Source organism: Rubellimicrobium sp. CFH 75288 (genome assembly GCF_009904055.1).
Taxonomy (GTDB): domain Bacteria; phylum Pseudomonadota; class Alphaproteobacteria; order Rhodobacterales; family Rhodobacteraceae; genus Rubellimicrobium.
Window position 1 is genome coordinate 1 of the sequence record NZ_WYDP01000009.1, and the last position, 19,009, is coordinate 19,009.

Below are 19,009 nucleotides of genomic sequence, written 5' to 3' on the forward strand. Positions count from 1 at the left end.
ATCTGCCCCCTTGGTAAGGGAGAGGTCGAGAGTTCAATCCTCTCCGGCAGCACCAGCCTTGAGGCGGCCGTGCAAGCGCACGGATCCGGGTTCGGGCTGCAGCAGCGACTTGCCTCTTGCGGCAGCGGGGCGGGGCGGCTACCGGAAGGCATGGACCGGACAGCCCTTCTGCGACGACGCTGAGACTCGCCTCTGCTCTGCGGATGGCCCACAGTCCAGCCTCCTGCCTGTCCAGCAGGCTTCTCCGTTCGGGTACTGCTCCATGATTCCTGCGCTGCTGCCGACCTATAACCGGGCCCCCCTCTCCTTCGTCCGCGGCGAGGGCTCGTGGCTGACCACGCAAGACGGCACGCGCTATCTCGATCTGGCGGCAGGAATCGCGGTCAACGCGCTCGGCCATGCGCATCCGGCGCTGGTCGGCGCGCTGACGGCTCAGGCGGAACGGCTGTGGCACGTCTCCAACCTCTACACGATCCCCGAACAGGAACGTCTGGCCCAGCGGCTGGTGGACAGGACCTTTGCCGAGACCGTGTTCTTCACGAACTCGGGCACGGAGGCGATGGAGCTGGCGGTAAAGATGGCGCGCCGCTTCTGGCATGGTCGCGGCCGGCCCGAACGGACGCATATCCTGGCCTTCGAAGGGGCGTTCCACGGCCGTTCGTCGGCCGCGATCGCGGCGGCGGGATCGCGGAAGATGACGGAGGGTTACGCACCGCTGCTGCCGGGGTTCACCCAGCTGGCATGGGGGGATCACGACGCCTTGGCTGCCGCCATGCGCCGTCCCGATGTCGGAGCGGTGATCGTCGAACCCGTGCAGGGCGAAGGCGGCATCCGCCCCGTGCCGCCGGCCTGTCTGAAGGGCCTGCGGGACCTCTGCGACGCAACGGGCGTGCTGATGATCCTGGACGAGGTCCAGTGCGGGATGGGACGCACGGGCCATCTGTTCGCCCACGAACGCGCCGGGATCGCCCCCGACATCATGCTGGTGGCCAAGGGAATCGGCGGGGGCTTCCCGCTCGGCGCGGTTCTGGCAACCGCACGGGCGGCAGAGGCCATGACGGTCGGCTCCCACGGATCGACCTACGGAGGCAATCCGCTCGGCTGCGCCGTCGGTCTCGCGGTTCTCGACATGATGGACGATGCGTTCCTGCAGGACGTCAGGCAGAAGGGCCGGCAGTTCCGCGAAGGGCTCGAAGCCCTTGCGACCGCCCATCCGCAGCTCGTGGAAGAGGTGCGCGGGGTGGGCCTGATGCTGGGGCTGCGTCTGCGCTGCGCCCCGGCCGACTTCGTCCGCGCAGGGCATCAGGCCCGGGTCCTGACGGTGCCCGCCGCCGACAATGTGGTCCGACTGCTGCCGCCTCTGACCATCGAGGCGGACGAGATCGCCGAAGGTCTGCACCGTCTGGACGAGGCGGCCCGCGCCGTCCATCTCCAGGCCGCCTGACGGATCTGCCACTCCATGGAACGGCGGACACGGAACGCCGCGGGGACAGCGATGAAGCACTTTCTCGACATCCATACCACCGACCCGGCCGACCTCCGCGCCATGATCTCGCACGCGCGCGCCATGAAGGCGGCCCGGCGCGACCGTCCGCGCGGAGCGCCCGACGACGAGCAGCCTCTGAAGGGACGCATGGTGGCGCTGATCTTCGAGAAGCCTTCCACGCGCACGCGCGTGAGCTTCGATGTCGGGGTCCGTCAGATGGGCGGAGAGACGATGGTCCTGTCGGGCGCCGACCTCCAGCTCGGGCATGGCGAGACGGTGGCCGATACCGCGCGCGTGCTGTCGCGCTATGTCGATCTTGTCATGATCCGGACCTTCGAGGAAGCGACGCTGCACGAGCTGGCCGATCATGCCACGGTGCCGGTCATCAACGGCCTGACCAACCGGACGCATCCCTGCCAGATCATGGCCGATGTCATGACCTACGAGGAGCATCGCGGCTCCATCGCGGATCGCAAGGTGGTCTGGTCCGGAGACGGCAACAACGTCTTCGCCTCTTGGGCGCATGCGGCCGGGCAGTTCGGTTTCGACATCACCTTTACCGGACCCGAGCCGCTCGATCCCGAGCCGGATCACCTTGCCTTTGTGCGCTCGCGCGGCCGGCGAGCGGAGATCGTGCGCGACCCGGTGGAGGCGGTCCGCGGCGCGGATATCGTGGTGACGGATACCTGGGTCTCCATGCACGATCCCCAGAGCGCGCGCGAGCGGCGGCACAACCAGTTGCGCCCCTACCAGGTCAACGAGGCCCTGATGGCGGCGGCCGGCCCGGATGCCCTGTTCATGCATTGCCTTCCCGCCCACCGGGAGGACGAGGTCACCAGTGCCGTGATGGATGGCCCGCAATCGGTCGTGTGGGACGAAGCCGAGAACAGGCTCCATGCCCAGAAGGCCGTCCTGCGCTGGTGCCTCGGGGTCTAGCCGGGACTCAGCGACGCCCTCCCCGCCGCGCTTCCGCCTCGACGCGTTCGGCCAGGGCCAGACGCTCTGCCGGCGTCATCGTGCCGAGGCGCTCCACCAGGGCGGCACGCAGGGCCGCCTCCGACTCGCGCACGCTGCGAGCCTGCTCCTCGATCAGGGCCGAAACGGCCGCCGGGTCGAAGGGCTCCGCCCGCAGCAGCGCGGCCAGTTCCGAGGCGGCCATCTCGCGCTGGTCGCGACCCCGGTCGCCGCGACGATCCCGCGCCTCGCCGAGGATCGCACGCCGTTCCGCAGGCGGCAGGGCGCGCGCGAGGGCTGCGAGCGGCGCCTCCGCAGCCGGCCGCGGCGGCGGAGCCATCACCGGCCCATCGGGGCGAAGGAAGGCGCCGAGGAGCATGCCCCCGAACAGGAGGTTCAGCCCCAGCGATCCGATCAGAAGCACCCTGATCCCCCGCAGGGACGCTCCGCCCATGCTCACGGCTCCCATCGCGCCAGCGGGTCCCCCAGACCGAACAGCTCGACAGCGTGACCCGCCTCCGCGAGCGAGTCGAACAGGACGGCCGGGAGGGGCTGGGCGACGCCGATCCAGAAGCCCGCGAGGGCCGCTGCGGCGAGGCCGGCCATGGCGGGCCAGCCGCCCAGCAACGGCCACCATCCCGGAGGCTCCCCGATCCCGGCCGCGGCCGGTCCGCCGGCGAGCCGGGGCCGCGGCATCGCGGCCGCTGCATCCGCGAGGACACGGGCCATCAGCTCGGGCGAGACGGAACTGGGCGCGCGGCGCGCCTCGGCGAACAGCGCCTCGAGATCGTCGTCACTCCTCATAGCCCAGCTCCGATCGACGGGACCCAAGGATGGCGGCAAGCGCGCGCCGCCCCCGGGCAGTCAAGGATTCGACAGCCTCCACACCGATGTCCATGGCTTCGGCGATTTCCGGGTTCGAGAGACCCTCGAGATGCCGCAGGGCCACCGCCTGGGCCTGTCGCTCGGGTAGGCGGGCCAGCGCATCCGAAAGGGCGCGCAGGCGGTCGGCTTCCTCCATCCGGCTCAGCGGAGCCGGCGCCGGGTCGGGAGGTTCCGCAGCGTCGTCGAGCGGGAGACTGCGCCGCCGGCGCAGGCGGTCGGTGCAGAGATTGGCCACCACGCGGTAGAGCCAGGTGGATACGCGCCCCCCCCTCGCGCCGCCAGCCGGGTGCGGCGCGCCAGAGCCGCAGCATGGCCTCCTGCGCCACATCCTCGGCCTCGGCGGCATCGCCCAGCATCCGGTTCGCCTGCGCGAGAACCCGCGGCAGGAGCGACTCGGCCAGAGCCCGCGCGGCTCCCGGATCGCCGGACGCATAGAGGGCAAGCAGATCCGCTGCCGGATCGGCGCCGGACAGCGACAGGTCGGGCTGGTCTGCGGGGGCGCCGCTCATCGCAGACGCCCCCTGTCGCGTCGGAGCGCGACAGGCAAGCCCCCGGCCGGGGCGCCATGCCCCGACCGGCAGGAACGAACCGGTCGCGACTCCGCTCATCCCCGGTCGCGGCCGCGCGGCCCGCCGCGGCGCGACGGCTCGCCGCGGCCATCCCCGGCGGCGTCGAGTTCGTCCTGGCTGATGCCGCCGTCGCCATCGCGATCCAGCCGGTCGAAGATCGGGGCGAGGCGCGGCGTCCGCTCCTCGATCTCCTCGAACTGGAGCAGGCCGTCGCCATTGTCGTCGAAGCGCTCGATGGTCGCGGCCGCACGGGCGCGGCGGATCTCGTCGCGGATGATGTCCTCAAGCGCCACGAGTTCCTCCGGCGACAGGCCGCCATCGCCGTCGGCATCCGCCTCGGCGAACCGCTCCGCCTTGCGCGCCTCGATCTCCTCGCGGGTAATCCGTCCGTCGCCGTCGAGATCGTAGATCTCGAGCATCAGCGGCGCCATGTTCGGCACGCCGCCGGCACGGTGCCGGGCCGCCGGTCCCCCCGCCGGGCGATCCGCCCGCGGACCCCGCGCCGCCCGTTCGGGCCCGCGCGGCCGTTCGGTCGGACGGGCACCGTCAGGCGCGTCTTCGGACGGTCGGGCCTGCGCCGGAACCACGTCCGCCGACGGATCGGCTTGAGGTGCGGCGGGAGCCTCGCCGATCGCCTGGGCGAGTGCGGCCGTTCCCAGAAGACCGGCCACCATGGCGGCCAGAACAGGTCGATAAGGCATGTGCGTTCCTCTTGATCAGCCATCCGGCGACAGGCCGGACCCCCCTCTCACGCAGCAGCCACGCCGATCCGTCGCAGGCAGGCGTCGCAGGGCGACATCCCGCCGCAAGGGGCTCATGGGGGCTTCCCAAACGCGGCGGCGCGGTCCATCTGAGATCGCACGCTTTCGAGAGGCTTCCCGCCATGACCGACACCGCGCGCAGCGGCGTGCCGGCACTGCCGGACGACGCGCCTCCGGGCTGGAGCAACCCTGCCGAACGGCAGACCTGGCCTTCGCTGACGCGCGGCTTCGCGCGGCGTTGCCCCTCCTGCGGCAAGGGGCACCTGTTCGACGGCTATCTCAAGGTCGTGTCCGCCTGCCCGTCCTGCGGCGAGGATCTCACGCATCAGCGTGCGGACGACGGTCCCGCCTATCTCACGATCCTCGTCGTCGGGCATCTGATCGTCGTGGCGATGCATGTGCTGTGGGCGCACTTCCGGCCGGAGCCGCTGGTGCTCGCCACGCTGCTGACGGTTCTGGCAGTGGGTCTGTCGCTGTGGCTGCTGCCGCGCTTCAAGGGAGCGATCGTCGGCTTCCAGTGGGCGCGTCGGATGCACGGGTTCGGCGGCCCCAACGCGGATGTCCGGGCCGACTGACGCTCAATCCCGTCGCAGGATTGGGTGATCCACCGGGTCCTTGGCACGCCACAGATAACGGCGGAGAACCTCCCCATACGAGGCGTAGCGGTAGCCGTCGTTGAGCCCCAGGTAACGCTGGGGATTGGATCGGTAGAGCGCCGGCAGGCGGTACCACGGCACGCGCGGGTGCATGTGGTGCACGACATGCAGGTTGTTGTTCAGAAAGAGGAGCGCCAGGGGTCCGCGATCCTCGATGATGACCGTTCTGGCGCGGGCCCGCTCGTGGGCCTGATGCTCGAGGAAGGTTCGGATCTTGAGCAGCGACAGGGCGCCATAGACCGCGATCGCGTAGGCCCAGAGAGGCATCGGCGAGACGGCGACCGCCGCCACCACTGCTGCGGCAGCCGGAATGTGGAGAAGCCAGGCTCCGAGCACCCGGCGGTCGCCCGCGCGGATTGCCACCGCGTCGCGCCACAGGAAGGCCGCCATGCCCACGGCCGGTCCGACCAGCAGACGACCGGCAAGCGTGTTGTTGAACCGCAGGAGGTGCTTGACCCAGATCGGCAGCCGCTCCCAGTCGCGGCGAGCGAGGTAGTTCGACTCCGGATCGTCGTAGGGGTCCGTGAGGACCGCATCGCGATGATGGGCCAGGTGCGTGTCGCGGAAGCGACCATACGGCACCACGAGGGCCAGGGCCGGCCAGACCAAGGCTGCATTCAGTGCAGGACGGCGGAAGGGGTGGCCGTGGATGGCCTCGTGGCAGAGGGAGGAATGCTGTGCGATCGCCCACGCTGCCAGCGGCACCGCAAGCCAGAGCGTCACGTCGGCAAGCCAGAAGACGGCAAGCACCCAGAGAAGATAGGTGAGCGCCGTCAGGGCGAGGGTGGGCCATTCTACGGTTTCCGAAGTCGGGCGGGGCATGGTCGTGGTCCGTCGAAGTCTGCGGCCCTCATCTTCGTTCAAGAGGCTTGACGGGACCATTCAGGATGTTCGAAACTTTTGGGAAACCTTGTTGTTTAGATTCATCATCGTTGGGGACCATGGACAAGCGCACCCGTTCGTCCCTGTTCCGTCAGCGCCTTGCGACCGCGATGGAACAGCGGGGTCTGACCCAGGCCGCGCTGGCGCGCGCCGTCGGGGTCGATCGCTCGACCGTCTCCCAGCTGCTGTCAGGCGACCTTCCCCGCCTCCCCAATGTCCATGTGGCGGCCGGCGCCGCCGAGGCGCTGGGCGTCTCTGCCGACTGGCTGCTCGGCCTGTCGGACCGGCAGGAGCCGGCGGCCGAACTGGTCGCTGCCGCCATGACGATGACCGAGGCGCCGCGGTCCTTGGTGGACGAGACGATCTTCGGCTGGCACCGGGAAGCGGCCGGCTACAAGATCCGCATCGTGCCGGCGCACCTGCCGGACATGCTCAAGACGCGCGACCTCCTGCAGTGGGAGTCCGAGCCCGTCCACGGCCGGACCGCCGAACAGGCGATCGGCGCCAGCGAGGATCGTCTGGCCTGGATGCGCGGCGGGCATTCCGACTACGAGATCGCTCTGCCTCTGCACGAACTCGCGACCTTTGCGCATGGACAGGGGCTCTATCGGGATCTGCCGCGGGACATGAGGCGCGAGCAGATCGCCCACATGATCGTCCTGCACGAACAGCTCTATCCGACGCTCCGGGTCCATCTGTTCGATGCCCGCCGGCTCTATTCCGCGCCGATCACCGTCTTCGGGCCGCTGCTGGCGGTGCTGTATCTGGGGCGGAACTACCTCGCCTTCCGCGACCGCGGGCGGGTCGAGACGCTCACGCGGCACTTCGATGCCCTGGTGCGCGAGGCCGCCGTGCCGAGCCGCGATCTGCCCGCACATCTCTCCGCTCTGGCCGCCGAGGCGGGGCTCTAGGCCGAGGAACTCCGAGCGTCCCCGGTCGTTGAGCCGCATCATGCGAGAGGGAGGCCAGCATGAACGACCGGGAGGAGCGGATCCGTGCACGGGCACACGCGATCTGGGAGCGCGAGGGGTGCCCGGACGGCCGGCACGAGGAGCACTGGCGTCAGGCAACGGCCGAGATCGACGCCGAGGAGGGTCAGGGCGGCGCGCAGGCCGAGGCGATGATCCCTGCCGAAGGGGCCGACCGTACCGAACCGATGGGAGGCGCAGCCCCCTCGCCCCTGCCGCGGGGCTGACGCGGAGCCGAGCAGTCCAGGGGAGGCTGGAGCGGGCGACGGGAATCGAACCCGTATCTCTAGCTTGGAAGGCTAGGGTCTTACCATTACACAACGCCCGCGCGGACCCCGATCTAGCCCACCCGGCGCCCCGGCACAAGGCCGGAGCGCCATGCGGTCACGCGGGTTCTGCCTCCACAAGGATCGCGCCTTCCACATCCAGCAGGAGCAGGGCGCCCGCCGGGTCCAGCACGGCGCCGCGCGCCGCCTCCAGCGCGTCGAGAAGCCCCTGCTCCACCGTCATGGCCAGGGGCGCGCAGGCCATGCGCATGGCCGCGACGGCACCAACAGCGAAGGTCCCCCCCTCGGCCTGCCAGCGTCCCCTGTAACGGTTGCAGCCGCCCTGCCCCGTCAGCGCCCCGTCCGCCCCGAAGTCCATCGTCGCCTCCGTGCCCTCGGGCAGCGCCCCGGGGCCGATCCCGGCGACGCGCCAGGCCGTCCCGGCGAGGTCCGCGGCCGAGGCGGGGACGAGCGGCACCTCGGCCCCGGCGGTGCAAGTGCCGAGCGCCTCGCCGCGCAGCGTCACCAGCGCCTCCCGCCCCTTGGACCAAAAGGCGGTGCCGGAGCCATCCGCCGCCTCGAATCGCGCGCCCGAAGCGGAGACGGCCGGAACAAGGGCGGCCCGTTCCCCGGCCAGCAGCAGGACCACCCCGGCGGGATGGGCCAGCACCACCACCTCGCGCCCGTCCGGGCAGACATAGGCCGTGGCGGTGGGCAGCGGCGGCGCCACCGACCCGGCGGCGGCGGCAGACGCCAGCAGCGCCAGCGTGGCGGCGGCCGGCAGGCCGAGGGACAGGGGCCTCATGGAGCCCCCAGCACGGTGATGCGGCCGTCGAGGAACGGCTGATAGGGCTGGTTGGCGGCCAGGTACTCGGCCGTCACGTCGGCCAGGTCGGGGCCGAAATCGTAGGCGTTCTCGGCGTCCACGAACATGTCGAAGCCGTCGCCGCCGGTGCGGACGTAGTTGTTGCTGACCACGCCATAGGTCGCCGCCGGGTCGAGGGGTTCCCATCCTCCGTCGGTCTGCACCTCCACATCCGAGATGCGCGAGCCGGGCTCGGCCGAAAGGTCGATGGTGTAGCGCAGCCCCGCCACCTGGGCGAAGCGGCCCGCCCCCTCCTCGATCTGGCTCGCGCCGTTCTCGAGCGCCTCGAGGATGGTCTGGCCGGAGACCTGGAAGGTCGAGAGCGTGTTCTGGAAGGGCAGCACGCTCAGCACCTCGCCCATCGTGATCGGCCCGACGTCGATCGAGGCGCGCAGGCCGCCGCCGTTCTGGATGGCGATCTGGATGCCCTGCCCGCGCACCCGGTCCAGCATCGCCTCGGCCACGAGGTTGCCCATCTCGCATTCGCGGGCGCGGCAGGCGGTGCGGTCGCCGCCGATGGGGGCCGCGGCCTCGGCGACGACGCGGTTGCGCAGTTCCTCGAGAGGGGCGGCCAGCTCGGCGAGGCGGGCGGCCACGGCCTCGTCCTCGGCCACGGAGGCGTCGAGCAGGATCGGCTCGCCCTCGGCCGACAGGACGTTGCCCGCATCGTCCCAGGTCACGCGCAGCTCGCCCAGATACTTGCCGTAGGCATAGACCTGCACCAGCGGCACGCCGTTGACCATCGTGGGATAGGGCCCCTCGGCATCCTCGGCGGTGTTGGACAGCAGCGTATGGCTGTGGCCGCCCACGATCACGTCCGCGCCGCGCAGCCCCTCGGCCAGCTCGATCTCGGCCGGCAGGCCCAGATGGGCCAGTACGACGATCTTGTTGACCCCCTCCGCCTCGAGCCGGTCGATCTCGGCCTGCACCGATTCGAGGGCGGGGTTGAAGACGAGGTTGGGGCCGGGCGAGGAGATCTCGGGCGTGTCCTCGGTCACGGCGCCGACGATCCCGATGCGCTCTCCGCCGACCTCGAGCACGGCGGAGGGCCGGATGTGGTCGGCCAGCAGCGGCTCGGCGCTCGCGTCAAGGTTGGCGGCGAGGATGGGGAAGTCCACGTCGTGGGCGAAGTCGTGCAGCCCCTCGGGGCCGAGGTTGAATTCATGGTTGCCAACGGTGAAGGCGTCGTAGCCGAGCAGCGGCATGAACTCGGCCGCGACGGCCCCGCCGTATTCGGTGAAGAAGAGCGAGCCCTGGAACACGTCGCCCGCGTCCAGAAGGATCACGTTCTCCCCCGCCCGCTCGCGCGCCTCGGCCACGGCGGTGGCGAGGCGGGCGATCCCGGCGAAGCATTCCCCGGCCTCGGCCTGTTCGGGGGTGCAGGTCGAGTCGAAGGCGTTGATCGGCTCCCACCGGTCGTGGAAGTCGTTGGTGTGCAGGATCGTCAGCGTGAACTCGGCCGCGGCGCCGGTGGCGGCGAGGACGAGGGCGGCGGCGGTGGTGCAAAGCAGACGGGGCATGGGGGCTCTCCCTGATCTGGCCTGACGGGACAGTCGGGCGCGTGCGGCGCGCTGTCGAGACCCCATCTGCGCCGCCTGCATGAAGCCGCCGTGACAGCCGGGCGGCTTGACGCGCGGGGCGGCGCGTCGCAAGGGGCGGGCATGAGCGTGTTCAAGATCCTGCGCGCGGCCGAGCGCGCGGCGCTGGACGCCGAGGGGCGCTTCGCCGGCTCGGCCGACGACCGGCGCGACGGCTTCGTGCACCTGTCCGCGGCCCATCAGGTCGAGGGGACCTTGCGCCGCCACTTCGCGGGCGAGGAGGGGCTGTGGCTGCTGGCCCTGGCCAAGGAGCGGCTGGGAGACGCGCTGCGCTGGGAGGCGTCCCGGGGCGGCGAGGCGTTTCCCCACCTCTTTCGCCCGCTCGAGGCGGCGGATGTGGTCTGGGCCGCGCCCCTGCCCCTGCGGGACGGCCGGCACGTCCTGCCCGCGCTGGGCTGAGGGGCGGACGTGCTGGAGCGTCTGGCCCTGCCCGTGCTGCGGCGGCTGGAGGGGGAGCGCGCCCATGCGCTGGCCCTGTGGGCGCTGCGGGCCGGGCTGGGGCCGCAGGGCGGGCCCGTGACCTCGGACCGACTCCGCACGCGGCTCGCGGGGCTGGACCTGCCCAATCCGCTGGGCCTCGCCGCCGGGTTCGACAAGGACGCGGTGGCGCTGCGGGGGATCGCCGGCTCGGCGCTGGGTTTTGCCGAGGTGGGGGCGCTGACCCCCCTGCCGCAGGAGGGCAACCCGCGCCCGCGCCTGTGGCGGCTGCCCGAGGATCGCGCGGTCATCAACCGCATGGGCTTCAACAATCGCGGCGTGGAGGCGGCCCTGCCCCGCCTGATGGCCCGGCCTCCGGGGCTGGTGCTGGGGGTGAACCTGGGCGCCAACAAGGACAGCGCCGACCGGGCGGGCGACTTTGCCGCCGTGCTGGCGCGGGTGGGGCCCCATGTGGACTTCGCCACGGTCAACGTCTCGTCGCCCAATACCGAGAGGCTGCGCGAGCTGCAGGGGCGCGCGGCGCTGGCGTCGCTTCTGGAGCGGGTCATGGAAGCGCGCGCGGGGCTGGCGCGGCCCGTGCCGGTGTTCCTGAAGATCGCCCCGGACCTGGAGGACGACGCGCTCGCCGACATCGCCGGGGTGGCGGAGGAGGCGGGCGTGGCCGCGATCGTGGCCACCAACACCACGCTGGCGCGCGAGGGCCTGCGCAGCCCCGAGCGGGACCGGCCGGGGGGCCTCTCGGGTGCGCCCTTGTTCGAGCGCAGCACGCGGGTCCTCGCGCGGCTCTCCACGCTCACGCACTTGCCGCTGGTGGGGGTGGGCGGCGTGGGCTCGGCCGAGGAGGCATGGGAGAAGATCCGCGCGGGCGCGAGCGCGGTGCAGCTCTACACGGCCCTGGCGTACGGCGGGCTGGGGCTGGCGGGGGAGATCCTGCAGGGCCTCGGGGAGAGGCTGGAGCGGGAGGGCTTCGCCTCGGTCGCGGAGGCGGTGGGGACCGGGCGGGGGCGCTGGCTGTAGCGGATGGAGGGGGCGCTTCCGGTCGAGGCGGTGATCCCCGCGCTGCTCTCGGCGCTGGAGGAGCGGGGGGTGGCGGTGCTGCAGGCGCCGCCCGGCGCGGGCAAGACGACGCGGGTGCCCCTCGCGCTGCTGGGGCGGGTCGGGGGGCGCATCCTGCTCCTGGAGCCGCGGCGGCTGGCCGCGCGGGCGGCGGCGGAGCGGATGGCGGGCACCATGGGCGAGGCGGTGGGCGGGACCGTGGGCTACCGGATGCGCGGCGAGAGCCGGGTGGGTCCCGCCACGCGCATCGAGGTGCTGACCGAGGGCATCCTGACGCGGATGGTGCAGGAGGCCCCGGACCTGCCGGGCGTCGGGGCCGTGATCTTCGACGAGTTCCACGAGCGGAGCCTTCAGGCCGATCTGGGGCTGGGGTTGTGCCTGGAGGCGCGGGGGGCGCTGCGGCCGGACCTGTGGCTGCTGGCCATGTCCGCGACGCTCGACGCGGCGCCCGTCGCCGCGCTGATGGGGGATGCACCGGTCGTCACCGCCGAGGGGCGCGCCTTTCCGGTCGAGATCCGCTGGCTGGACCGCCCCCTGGGCGAGCGGCGGCTGGAGGCGGCCGTGGCGGGGGCCGTGCGCGAGGTGCTGGCCGAGGCTGAGGGCGACGTGCTGGCCTTTCTGCCCGGCGAGGGGGAGATCCGCCGGACGGAGGCGCTCTTGGGCGACCTGCGGGGGGTGGCGGTGCGGCCGCTCTTCGGGGCGGCGCCGGCGGCCGTGCAGCGCGCGGCCCTTGCCCCCGGGGGCGGGCGCAAGGTGGTGCTGGCCACAGCGATCGCCGAGACCTCGCTCACCATTCCGGGGGTGCGGGCGGTGGTGGACGGGGGCCGGGCGCGGCGGGCGCGCTTCGACCCCGCCTCGGGCATGAGCCGGCTGGTGACGGAGCGCGTCACCCGCGCGGAGGCCGCGCAGAGGGCGGGGCGTGCGGGGCGCGAGGGGCCGGGCCTCTGCCTGCGGCTGTGGACGCGTGGGGAGGAGGGCGCGCTGGTCCCCTTCGCGCCGCCCGAGATCCTGTCGGCGGACCTCGCCCCCCTGGCGCTGGACCTGGCGCTCTGGGGCGGGGAGCCGCCGCTCCTGACCCCGCCCCCTGCCGGGGCGCTGGCGCAGGCGCGGGCGCTGCTGACGGACCTGGGCGCGCTGGACGCCGGGGGACGGATCACCGGGCACGGGCGCGAGATGGCGCGGCTGGGGGTGCATCCGCGCCTCGCTCACATGCTGCTGCGGGCCGGGGCCGAGGCTGCGGGACTGGCCGCGATCCTGTCGGAGGGGGAGCGGGCGCCCCCCGGCTCGGCCGACCTGACGCCGCTGCTGCGGGGCGCCGTGCGGCCGGAGGCGCGCGAGCGGCTGGGGCGCGAGCGGGCGCGGCTGGCGCGGCTGGTGCCCCGGCGCGGGGAGGCGATGGAGCCGGGCGCGATGGCGGCGCTGGCCTACCCGGATCGCGTGGGTCTCAGGCGCGAGGGGGAGGCGGCGCGGTTCCTGCTCTCGGGCGGGCGGGGGGCCGTGGTCGCGGCCGGGGACCCCTTGGGCGCGGGGCGGCTGATCGTGGCGACCGATCTGGAGGGGGGCGGCGAGGAGGCGCGGGTGCGAGCCGGCCTGCCGCTCTCCGAGGCGGGGCTGCGCGAGGTGTTGGGCGAGCGCGTCCGAGAGGTCGCCGAAGCCGTCTGGTCCGCGCGCGAGGGGCGCGTCCGGGCGCGGCGGCAGGAGCGGCTGGGCGCGCTGGTCCTGGCCGACAGGCCTTGGGAGGACGCGCCGGAGGAGGTGGTCGCGGCCGCCATGCTGGACGGCGTGCGGCAGGCGGGGCTGCGGCTGGACGGGGCGGCCGGGCGGCTGCGGGCGCGGGTGCGGCTGGCACGCGAGGCGGGCCACGACCTGCCGGACCTGGAGGAGGAGGCGCTGCTGGAGGCGGCAGAGGAGTGGCTGCTGCCCTGGCTGGGCGGCGTGCGCAGCCTGGAGGCGTTCCGGCGGCTGGACCTGCTGCCCGCGCTGGAGGCGCGGCTGGGGCCCGAGGGGATGCGGCGGCTGGAGCGCGTCGCCCCCGCGCATTGGGTCACGCCGCTGGGCCGGCGGGTGCCGGTCGACTACGAGGGCGGCGAACCCGCGGTGGAGGTCCGCGTGCAGGAGGCGTTCGGCCTGCGCGAGCATCCCGTGGCGAGCGGGCGCCCCTTGCGGATCGCGCTGCTGTCGCCCGCGGGGCGGCCCGTGGCGGTCACGACCGACCTGCCCGGCTTCTGGCGCGGGGGCTACGCCGAGGTGCGCAAGGAGATGCGCGGCCGCTACCCGCGCCATCCCTGGCCCGAGAACCCGGAGGAGGCCGCGCCCACGGCGCGCGCCAAGCCCCGCGGCTGAGCGCGGGAGCGAGGGGGGCGTCGGGCGAGGCTGGGGCATGGCGACTCCGGGCATGGGGTGGGTCATGCCGGCAGGGTGCCACGGGGCGGTTAACGATTTCTTACACCACCGCGCGCACCATCCCCGATTCGCGCAACACCCCCCTGCCCCTCAGCCGGCCCAGGGGCCGTGCTGGCCGGCGGTCCCGGTGTCGAGGCGGACAAAGCCGTGGCGGCCGAAATAGTCGCGCTGGGCCTGGATCAGGTCTGCCGTGCCGCGTGCCTGCGCCATCGTGTCGGCGAAGGCGAGCGCGGCCGAAAGCGCGGGGACCGGGTGCCCGCCGAGCGCGGCGGCGGCGACCGTGCGGCGCAGCGCGGGCAGCGCCGCGCGCAGGTCGGCTGCGAAGGCCGGGGAGAGCAGAAGCTGGCCCTGCGGCAGGTCGCCCGCGCGGAAGGCGGCGGCGATGTCGGCGAGCAGCGCCGAGCGGATGATGCAGCCCGCGCGCCACGTCTCGGCCACGCGGGCCATGTCGGTGTTCCAGCCGTATTCGGCCGATGCCGCCTGGAGGATGCGGAAGCCCTGGGCGTAGGCGACGATGCGCCCCGCGAGGAGCGCGCCCTCGAGCGCGTCCTCGGGGAGGTCCACGGGCTGGCGCGGGGAGCCGAGGATCGCCTCGCCCGCCTCGCGCGAGGGCTTCTCGGCGGACCAGGCGCGGGCGGCGACGGCGGCCTCGATGGCGGAGGCGGATTGGCCGAGGCGCAGCGCCTCGATCACGGTCCAGCGGCCGGTGCCCTTCTGCCCCGCCCGGTCGAGGATCACGTCCACGACCGGGCCGCCGGTGGCGGGGTCCGTGGCGGCGAGCACCTCCGCCGTGATCTCGACGAGGTAGGAGCGCAGGCGCCCCCCGTTCCAGCGCGCGAAGAGGGACGCGATGGCGGCGGGGGGACGGTTCATGCCGTGGCGCAGCAGGCCATAGACCTCGGCGATGAGCTGCATGTCGGCATATTCGATGCCGTTGTGGACGGTCTTGACGAAGTGACCCGCCCCGTCGGGGCCGAGAAGGGCCGCGCAGGGCTCGCCCTCGTGCCGGGCGGCGATGGCGGAAAGGACGGGCTCGAGCGCGGCCCAGGCGTCGGGCTCTCCGCCGGCCATGATGGCGGGGCCGTGGCGGGCCCCTTCCTCTCCGCCGGAGACGCCGACGCCGAGAAAGCGGATGCCGCGGGCAGCCAGCGCGGCGGCGCGGCGGCGGGTGTCGTGGAAGTCGGCATTGCCGCAATCGGCAACGATGTCGCCGGGGGCGAGATGGGGGAGCGCGGCCTCGATGGATTGATCCACGGCGGGGCCGGCATCGACCATCAGGATCAGCGCACGCGGCGCGGGCATGGCGGCGACCATGGCCGGCAGGCTCTCGTGGCCGGTCGCCCGCCCGGCGAGCGGACCGGCGGCGTCGAGAAAGGCGGGCGTGCGGGCGGCGGTGCGGTTGGCGACGTGGAGGGGGAAGCCCTTCTCCAGGATGTTGAGCGCGAGCGCCGCCCCCATCGTGCCCAGACCGTAGAGTCCGAGGCTCGCCCCGCCGCCTGCCTGCTCCATCCGCCCCTCTCCCTGCTTGCGTGCGGGTCGGAGCGTAACGGCTGGAGCAGCAAGGGCAACAGGCCGGGTTGTGCGGCCGCACAGGCTTTCCTAGGGTCCATCCGTTCTCTGCGGGAGTGTCCCGGTTGCCTGTGCCTGCTGCCCCGGCTCCGTCGTCCGGCTGCGCCCCGGTCCACACGGCGCCGGCCTTCACCCAGTTGGCGGCGCTCTGCTGGCGCGAGCGCCCGGGCGGCGGCATCGAGGTGCTGCTGGTCACCTCGTCCGCGGGGCGGTGGATCCTGCCCAAGGGCTGGCCGATGGACGGGCTGGCGCCGCACAAGACGGCCCGGATCGAGGCCTGGGAGGAGGCAGGAGTGCGCAAGGGCAAGGCCACGCGCACCCCCGTGGGCGAGTACATGGCGATCAAGCGCACGCCCCAGGGGGACGACGTGCCGTGCCTGCACCGGGTCTATGCGATCCGGGTGCGCCGGCAGGAGGACCGCTATCCCGAGGCGCACCGGCGCGACCGCGTCTGGCTGCCGCCGGCCGAGGCAGCCGGGCGGGTGGACGAGGAGGGCCTGCGGGACATCCTGCGCGCCTTTGATCCCGCCGCGTCCAAGCGGCCCTTGCGGGAGGGGCGGGCACCTCCTTAATGCGTGGCGGGGTCGCTGGGGCTCCTGAGGGTTGACGATGCGCAACGACGATCCGGGTCGGGCGGCGCGCCCCGTGGCGCGGCCGGTGCCGCGGGTGCGCATCCGGGGGCGCCTTCTGCGGCGGCGCGGCATCGAGCCCAAGAAGCTGTCGGTGATCCTGACCGAGCTGGCCACGGACGAGACGCGCGAGCGCGTGGCGCTGGCCGACATCCTGCGGGCGATGCACGAGCGGGCCTTTGGCGCGCTGCTGCTGGTGTTCGCCTTTCCCAACGCGCTGCCCGCGATTCCGGGGACCTCCACCATCCTGGGCCTGCCCGTGCTGTTCCTGGCCCTGCAGATGATGCTGGGGCGCAAGCCGTGGCTGCCGCGGTCCATCGCGCTGCGGTCGATGGCCCGCGGCGACTTCGCAAACCTGGTCGAGCGGGTGAACCCGTGGCTGGAATGGGCGGACCGCTTCACGGCGCCCCGGCTGCAATTCCTGGTCACGCCGCGGGCGGAGCGGCTGCTGGGGGCCTATCTGCTGCTTCTGGGGATCGTGCTGACGCTGCCGATCCCGTTCGGGAACATGCTGCCCGCGATCGGGATCGTGCTGATCGCGCTGGGCGTGCTGGAGCGCGACGGGCTGTGGATCCTGGCCGGCATCGTGGTGGGCCTCGTCGCCTTTGCGGTGGTGGCGGGGGTGCTGTGGGCCGTGCTGGGCGTGGGCACGTTCCTGTGGCTGAACGCGTTCTGAGCGCGGATCAGGCGCCGGGCACGGCCGACGGAATCCACCAGTCGCGGCCGCGCGGCGTGGTCACGTATTCGGGCCAGCGGAAGCCGATCGGCGGCGGGTAGTCGCACAGGGGCGGGAGCCAGTCGCGCCCGCCCACGCCGCCTCCGGTCCGCGCGCGGAACTCCTCGGCCGCCGCCTGCCGCGCGGCGGGGTCCTCGAGCAGGCGCAGCGCCGAGAGGGCGAGGATCGCGGCGGCGGTCCGCACGGTGGGGTCGATGGTGGCGGGGATGCCGCCCAGCGCGTTCATCACCCAGGCCGGATAGGGTCGGCCGCCATGGGGGCGCAGCGCGGGGCGGGCGACGTAGAAGCGCGCGGTGGGCGCGTGCCAGCACATGTCGGTGTAATCGTCCGAGGTCGAATGGGTCTGGCCGGGCGGCAGGTCGCGGCGCAGGATCGCCTCGGCCTCCTCGGGGTGGATGAGCCGCGTGGTCTCGGGGAGGAAGGGGTCCTCGTCGGGCTCGAGGCCGAGACCGGCCTGGATCTCGCGCGCGATGCGGCGGGCGTCCTCGCCCCAGACGGGGGGGCCGACGATCTCCATCGCCTCCCAGACGAGGCGCGCCATGGCGTGGTTGGCGAGGCCGGGGCGGGACTTGGAGACCCAGTGCCGCTCCCAGCGGCAGCCGGTCATGGCGGCGGCGGCCTCGGCGTTGCGGTCGAGGACGGCCGTGACCTGCCCGGCCATGGCGAGGGTGGGGACGCGCAGCATGTACTGGATCTCGGCCAGCCCGGCGGGGAGGTTGTCGGCGGTGGCCTGGCCCGCGGTCAGGATCGCCTCGGAGAGCGACCAGCCGCCCTGGTGGGGCAGCATCGATTCGCGCAAGGCCCTGGAGGAGAGATACATCAGGTTGAGCGCGTCGTTGGCGCCGGGGACGCGGACGGCGCTGTGGGCCTGGGGGATGGGGGCGCCGTCGGCCTGGCCCCACCGCTCGGGCTCGTCGCAGAGGAAGCGGTAGATCATCGACCAGCCCGCGCCGCAATGCGTGTCCCAGCGCACCGTGTTGCACAGGGGCAGCATGTAGAAGGGGTGGAACGACAGGATCGCAGCGAGCCCGTCATAATAGCCGCGCGCGGCGTGAATGGGCTTGGAGCCGCGGACCTTCTCGGCCGGCTCTCCGGTCAGGCGGATGCCGCCGGGGATGCCGTGCCGCTCCATCGCCGCCTTAAGCGCGAGCGCGCCGCCCAGCGCGGCGATGCCCAGCGCCGAATGGGGATCGGTGTGGCCGCCGGCCTGGAAGCCGAGGCCCGGGCGCGGCTCGCGCCGGGTGGAGGGGGCCTGGCAATTGCCGGGGATGCCGTCGTATTCGGCATAGAGGCCGATCACGGGGCCGGAGCCGTTCCCCCATTCGGCGCAGAAGGCGGTGGGCATGCCGCCCGAGCCTTCCTCGACCGCGAAGCCCTCGGCCCGGAGGCGTTCGACATACCACGCGGCGGAGCGGTATTCGCGCCAGGCGGTCTCGCCGAAGTCGAAGATGGTGGCGCACCACGCGGAGAGGTCGGGGGCGCGGGCATCGAGGGCGGCGAGCGCGGTTCTCTGGGCGGCGGAGAGGGGGCGGGGGTGCAAGGCGGGGCCTCCGGGTCCTGGGGGGCCGGGACGGGACCGGCCGGAGCCATGGGTACACGGCGGGGCGGTCGGTGCGAAGGGGAACCGCATCGGGCGCCATGCGGTTCGGACGGCGACAGCCGCGAGGAGGAAGCCCCCGATGATCCCCAGCACGACCGACCGTGTCCCCGCCCACACCGCCGACGAGGTCAACCGCCGCATCCGCAAGGAGACGGAGTCGCGGGTCCGCTGGTACGAGGCGCGGCCCTGGCTGATCGGAGAGCGGCTGGCGGAGCTGGACCGCGAATGGGACATCGAGCGGGCGCTGGAGGCGAATGCCGCGACGCTCGCGCTGACCGGGATCGTGCTGGGCGCCACGGCGGACCGGCGCTGGCTGCTGCTGCCCGCCGCCGTGACGGCCTTCCTGCTCCAGCATGCCGTGCAGGGCTGGTGCCCCCCCCTGCCCGTCCTGCGCCGCATGGGCTTCCGCACCGCGCGCGAGATCGAGGAAGAGCGCGTGGCCCTCAAGGCGCTGCGGGGCGACTTCCGCGCGCTGGACGGCAAGGCCGGGCAGGCCCGGCAGGCGCTGGCGGCCGCACGGGAGTGAGCGGCGGGGCAGCCCCGGCTCGTCCGGGCCGGAACCCCGACCGGTCTGGTCCCTGCTGCACGGGTCGGCTGAGGGTCGGATCACCCTTCCCCGGACAGACCTGTCCCCCCGCCTCGCCGGTTGCTGGGCCGGGCGCGGCGACGCCGTCCTGGAGACGCGCAC

General features: G+C 73.3%; 19 protein-coding genes, 1 tRNA gene and 1 pseudogene. 11 read left to right on the forward strand and 10 right to left on the reverse strand.

Going from position 1 to position 19,009, the window contains the following annotated elements; translation table 11 throughout:
- Positions 1-262: 262 nt before the first annotated feature.
- Together GT358_RS10225 and argF are read left to right on the forward strand one after the other, a co-directional pair.
- Complete coding sequence (locus GT358_RS10225) at positions 263-1,444, forward strand: aspartate aminotransferase family protein (RefSeq protein ID WP_166582522.1); 1,182 nt, start codon at positions 263-265, stop codon at positions 1,442-1,444.
- A 51-nt stretch (positions 1,445-1,495) separates the two neighbouring features.
- Positions 1,496-2,422 carry an ornithine carbamoyltransferase gene (gene argF / locus GT358_RS10230; RefSeq protein WP_166582523.1) on the forward strand — a complete coding sequence of 309 codons (927 nt, stop codon included), beginning with the start codon at positions 1,496-1,498 and terminating at the stop codon, positions 2,420-2,422.
- 7 nt (positions 2,423-2,429) lie between these two features.
- Here argF and GT358_RS10235 read toward each other — a convergent pair whose 3' ends face one another.
- From GT358_RS10235 to GT358_RS10250, 4 genes and pseudogenes are all read right to left on the reverse strand, one after another.
- Positions 2,430-2,894, reverse strand: coding sequence for a periplasmic heavy metal sensor (locus GT358_RS10235; RefSeq protein WP_166582524.1), 465 nt, complete (start codon positions 2,892-2,894; stop codon positions 2,430-2,432).
- Positions 2,895-2,896: 2 nt separating this feature from the next.
- The gene (locus GT358_RS10240) at positions 2,897-3,244 is read right to left on the reverse strand and encodes a hypothetical protein (RefSeq protein WP_166582525.1); all 348 of its coding nucleotides are present in this window, start codon (positions 3,242-3,244) and stop codon (positions 2,897-2,899) included.
- Positions 3,234-3,834, reverse strand: a pseudogene (locus tag GT358_RS10245) (RNA polymerase sigma factor). The gene GT358_RS10240 and the pseudogene GT358_RS10245 overlap by 11 nt, the downstream one beginning before the upstream one ends.
- 95 nt (positions 3,835-3,929) lie before the next feature.
- Positions 3,930-4,595 carry an EF-hand domain-containing protein gene (locus tag GT358_RS10250; RefSeq protein ID WP_166582526.1) on the reverse strand — a complete coding sequence of 222 codons (666 nt, stop codon included), beginning with the start codon at positions 4,593-4,595 and terminating at the stop codon, positions 3,930-3,932.
- A gap of 182 nt (positions 4,596-4,777) precedes the next feature.
- On the opposite strand from GT358_RS10250, the gene GT358_RS10255 reads away from it, so the two are divergent.
- Positions 4,778-5,230: a DUF983 domain-containing protein gene (locus GT358_RS10255; RefSeq protein ID WP_166582527.1), complete on the forward strand. Its 453-nt coding sequence runs from the start codon at positions 4,778-4,780 to the stop codon at positions 5,228-5,230.
- A 3-nt stretch (positions 5,231-5,233) separates the two neighbouring features.
- Here GT358_RS10255 and GT358_RS10260 read toward each other — a convergent pair whose 3' ends face one another.
- A complete protein-coding gene (locus GT358_RS10260) occupies positions 5,234-6,133 on the reverse strand; it encodes a fatty acid desaturase (RefSeq protein ID WP_166582528.1) in 900 nt (299 codons plus the stop codon).
- A 119-nt stretch (positions 6,134-6,252) separates the two neighbouring features.
- On the opposite strand from GT358_RS10260, the gene GT358_RS10265 reads away from it, so the two are divergent.
- On the forward strand, positions 6,253-7,104 hold the full coding sequence (locus tag GT358_RS10265; protein ID WP_166582529.1) for a helix-turn-helix domain-containing protein: 852 nt from the start codon (positions 6,253-6,255) through the stop codon (positions 7,102-7,104).
- A 59-nt stretch (positions 7,105-7,163) separates the two neighbouring features.
- Positions 7,164-7,388: a DUF2934 domain-containing protein gene (locus GT358_RS10270; protein WP_166582530.1), complete on the forward strand. Its 225-nt coding sequence runs from the start codon at positions 7,164-7,166 to the stop codon at positions 7,386-7,388.
- Between the two features lie 27 nt (positions 7,389-7,415).
- Here the strand turns inward: GT358_RS10270 and GT358_RS10275 are convergent.
- The 3 genes from GT358_RS10275 to GT358_RS10285 form a co-directional block, all read right to left on the reverse strand.
- Positions 7,416-7,489, reverse strand: a tRNA-Gly gene (locus GT358_RS10275).
- A gap of 56 nt (positions 7,490-7,545) precedes the next feature.
- Positions 7,546-8,232, reverse strand: coding sequence for an META domain-containing protein (locus GT358_RS10280; RefSeq protein WP_166582531.1), 687 nt, complete (start codon positions 8,230-8,232; stop codon positions 7,546-7,548).
- Positions 8,229-9,812, reverse strand: coding sequence for a bifunctional UDP-sugar hydrolase/5'-nucleotidase (locus GT358_RS10285; RefSeq protein WP_166582532.1), 1,584 nt, complete (start codon positions 9,810-9,812; stop codon positions 8,229-8,231). The genes GT358_RS10280 and GT358_RS10285 overlap by 4 nt, the downstream gene beginning before the upstream one ends.
- A 141-nt stretch (positions 9,813-9,953) precedes the next feature.
- Here GT358_RS10285 and GT358_RS10290 point away from each other — a divergent pair, with 141 nt between their 5' ends.
- From GT358_RS10290 to hrpB, 3 genes are read left to right on the forward strand one after another with little or no spacing between them, the layout of a single operon-like run.
- A complete protein-coding gene (locus GT358_RS10290; protein ID WP_166582533.1) occupies positions 9,954-10,289 on the forward strand; it encodes a DUF952 domain-containing protein in 336 nt (111 codons plus the stop codon).
- Between the two features lie 9 nt (positions 10,290-10,298).
- Complete coding sequence (locus GT358_RS10295) at positions 10,299-11,345, forward strand: quinone-dependent dihydroorotate dehydrogenase (RefSeq protein WP_166582534.1); 1,047 nt, start codon at positions 10,299-10,301, stop codon at positions 11,343-11,345.
- A gap of 3 nt (positions 11,346-11,348) precedes the next feature.
- The gene (gene hrpB / locus GT358_RS10300) at positions 11,349-13,727 is read left to right on the forward strand and encodes an ATP-dependent helicase HrpB (protein WP_166582535.1); all 2,379 of its coding nucleotides are present in this window, start codon (positions 11,349-11,351) and stop codon (positions 13,725-13,727) included.
- Between the two features lie 150 nt (positions 13,728-13,877).
- Here the strand turns inward: hrpB and gndA are convergent, their stop codons facing one another.
- On the reverse strand, positions 13,878-15,296 hold the full coding sequence (gndA, locus tag GT358_RS10305) for an NADP-dependent phosphogluconate dehydrogenase (RefSeq protein WP_166582536.1): 1,419 nt from the start codon (positions 15,294-15,296) through the stop codon (positions 13,878-13,880).
- A gap of 131 nt (positions 15,297-15,427) precedes the next feature.
- On the opposite strand from gndA, the gene GT358_RS10310 reads away from it, so the two are divergent.
- Both GT358_RS10310 and GT358_RS10315 read left to right on the forward strand, forming a co-directional pair.
- Positions 15,428-15,928, forward strand: coding sequence for an NUDIX hydrolase (locus GT358_RS10310; protein ID WP_166582549.1), 501 nt, complete (start codon positions 15,428-15,430; stop codon positions 15,926-15,928).
- A 37-nt stretch (positions 15,929-15,965) separates the two neighbouring features.
- Positions 15,966-16,661 carry an exopolysaccharide biosynthesis protein gene (locus GT358_RS10315; RefSeq protein WP_166582537.1) on the forward strand — a complete coding sequence of 232 codons (696 nt, stop codon included), beginning with the start codon at positions 15,966-15,968 and terminating at the stop codon, positions 16,659-16,661.
- Positions 16,662-16,668: 7 nt separating this feature from the next.
- Here GT358_RS10315 and GT358_RS10320 read toward each other — a convergent pair whose 3' ends face one another.
- Complete coding sequence (locus tag GT358_RS10320) at positions 16,669-18,261, reverse strand: amidohydrolase (RefSeq protein WP_166582538.1); 1,593 nt, start codon at positions 18,259-18,261, stop codon at positions 16,669-16,671.
- Between the two features lie 139 nt (positions 18,262-18,400).
- Between GT358_RS10320 and GT358_RS10325 the strand changes: the two genes are divergently transcribed.
- Positions 18,401-18,847, forward strand: a complete 447-nt coding sequence (locus GT358_RS10325; protein WP_166582539.1) for a DUF2892 domain-containing protein — start codon at positions 18,401-18,403, stop codon at positions 18,845-18,847.
- The last annotated feature ends 162 nt before the right edge of the window (positions 18,848-19,009 follow it).

Excerpts from the sequence above, each read along its gene's own strand:
- GT358_RS10235 (WP_166582524.1), bottom strand. The coding sequence starts at position 2,894 with ATGGGCGGAGCGTCCCTGCGGGGGATCAGGGTGCTTCTGATCGGATCG.
- GT358_RS10315 (WP_166582537.1), top strand. The coding sequence starts at position 15,966 with ATGCGCAACGACGATCCGGGTCGGGCGGCGCGCCCCGTGGCGCGGCCG.
- GT358_RS10240 (WP_166582525.1), bottom strand. The coding sequence starts at position 3,244 with ATGAGGAGTGACGACGATCTCGAGGCGCTGTTCGCCGAGGCGCGCCGC.
- GT358_RS10265 (WP_166582529.1), top strand. The coding sequence starts at position 6,253 with ATGGACAAGCGCACCCGTTCGTCCCTGTTCCGTCAGCGCCTTGCGACC.
- GT358_RS10280 (WP_166582531.1), bottom strand. The coding sequence starts at position 8,232 with ATGAGGCCCCTGTCCCTCGGCCTGCCGGCCGCCGCCACGCTGGCGCTG.
- GT358_RS10270 (WP_166582530.1), top strand. The coding sequence starts at position 7,164 with ATGAACGACCGGGAGGAGCGGATCCGTGCACGGGCACACGCGATCTGG.
- argF (WP_166582523.1), top strand. The coding sequence starts at position 1,496 with ATGAAGCACTTTCTCGACATCCATACCACCGACCCGGCCGACCTCCGC.
- hrpB (WP_166582535.1), top strand. The coding sequence starts at position 11,349 with ATGGAGGGGGCGCTTCCGGTCGAGGCGGTGATCCCCGCGCTGCTCTCG.
- GT358_RS10325 (WP_166582539.1), top strand. The coding sequence starts at position 18,401 with ATGATCCCCAGCACGACCGACCGTGTCCCCGCCCACACCGCCGACGAG.
- GT358_RS10285 (WP_166582532.1), bottom strand. The coding sequence starts at position 9,812 with ATGCCCCGTCTGCTTTGCACCACCGCCGCCGCCCTCGTCCTCGCCGCC.
- GT358_RS10250 (WP_166582526.1), bottom strand. The coding sequence starts at position 4,595 with ATGCCTTATCGACCTGTTCTGGCCGCCATGGTGGCCGGTCTTCTGGGA.
- GT358_RS10225 (WP_166582522.1), top strand. The coding sequence starts at position 263 with ATGATTCCTGCGCTGCTGCCGACCTATAACCGGGCCCCCCTCTCCTTC.
- GT358_RS10255 (WP_166582527.1), top strand. The coding sequence starts at position 4,778 with ATGACCGACACCGCGCGCAGCGGCGTGCCGGCACTGCCGGACGACGCG.
- GT358_RS10290 (WP_166582533.1), top strand. The coding sequence starts at position 9,954 with ATGAGCGTGTTCAAGATCCTGCGCGCGGCCGAGCGCGCGGCGCTGGAC.
- gndA (WP_166582536.1), bottom strand. The coding sequence starts at position 15,296 with ATGGAGCAGGCAGGCGGCGGGGCGAGCCTCGGACTCTACGGTCTGGGC.
- GT358_RS10260 (WP_166582528.1), bottom strand. The coding sequence starts at position 6,133 with ATGCCCCGCCCGACTTCGGAAACCGTAGAATGGCCCACCCTCGCCCTG.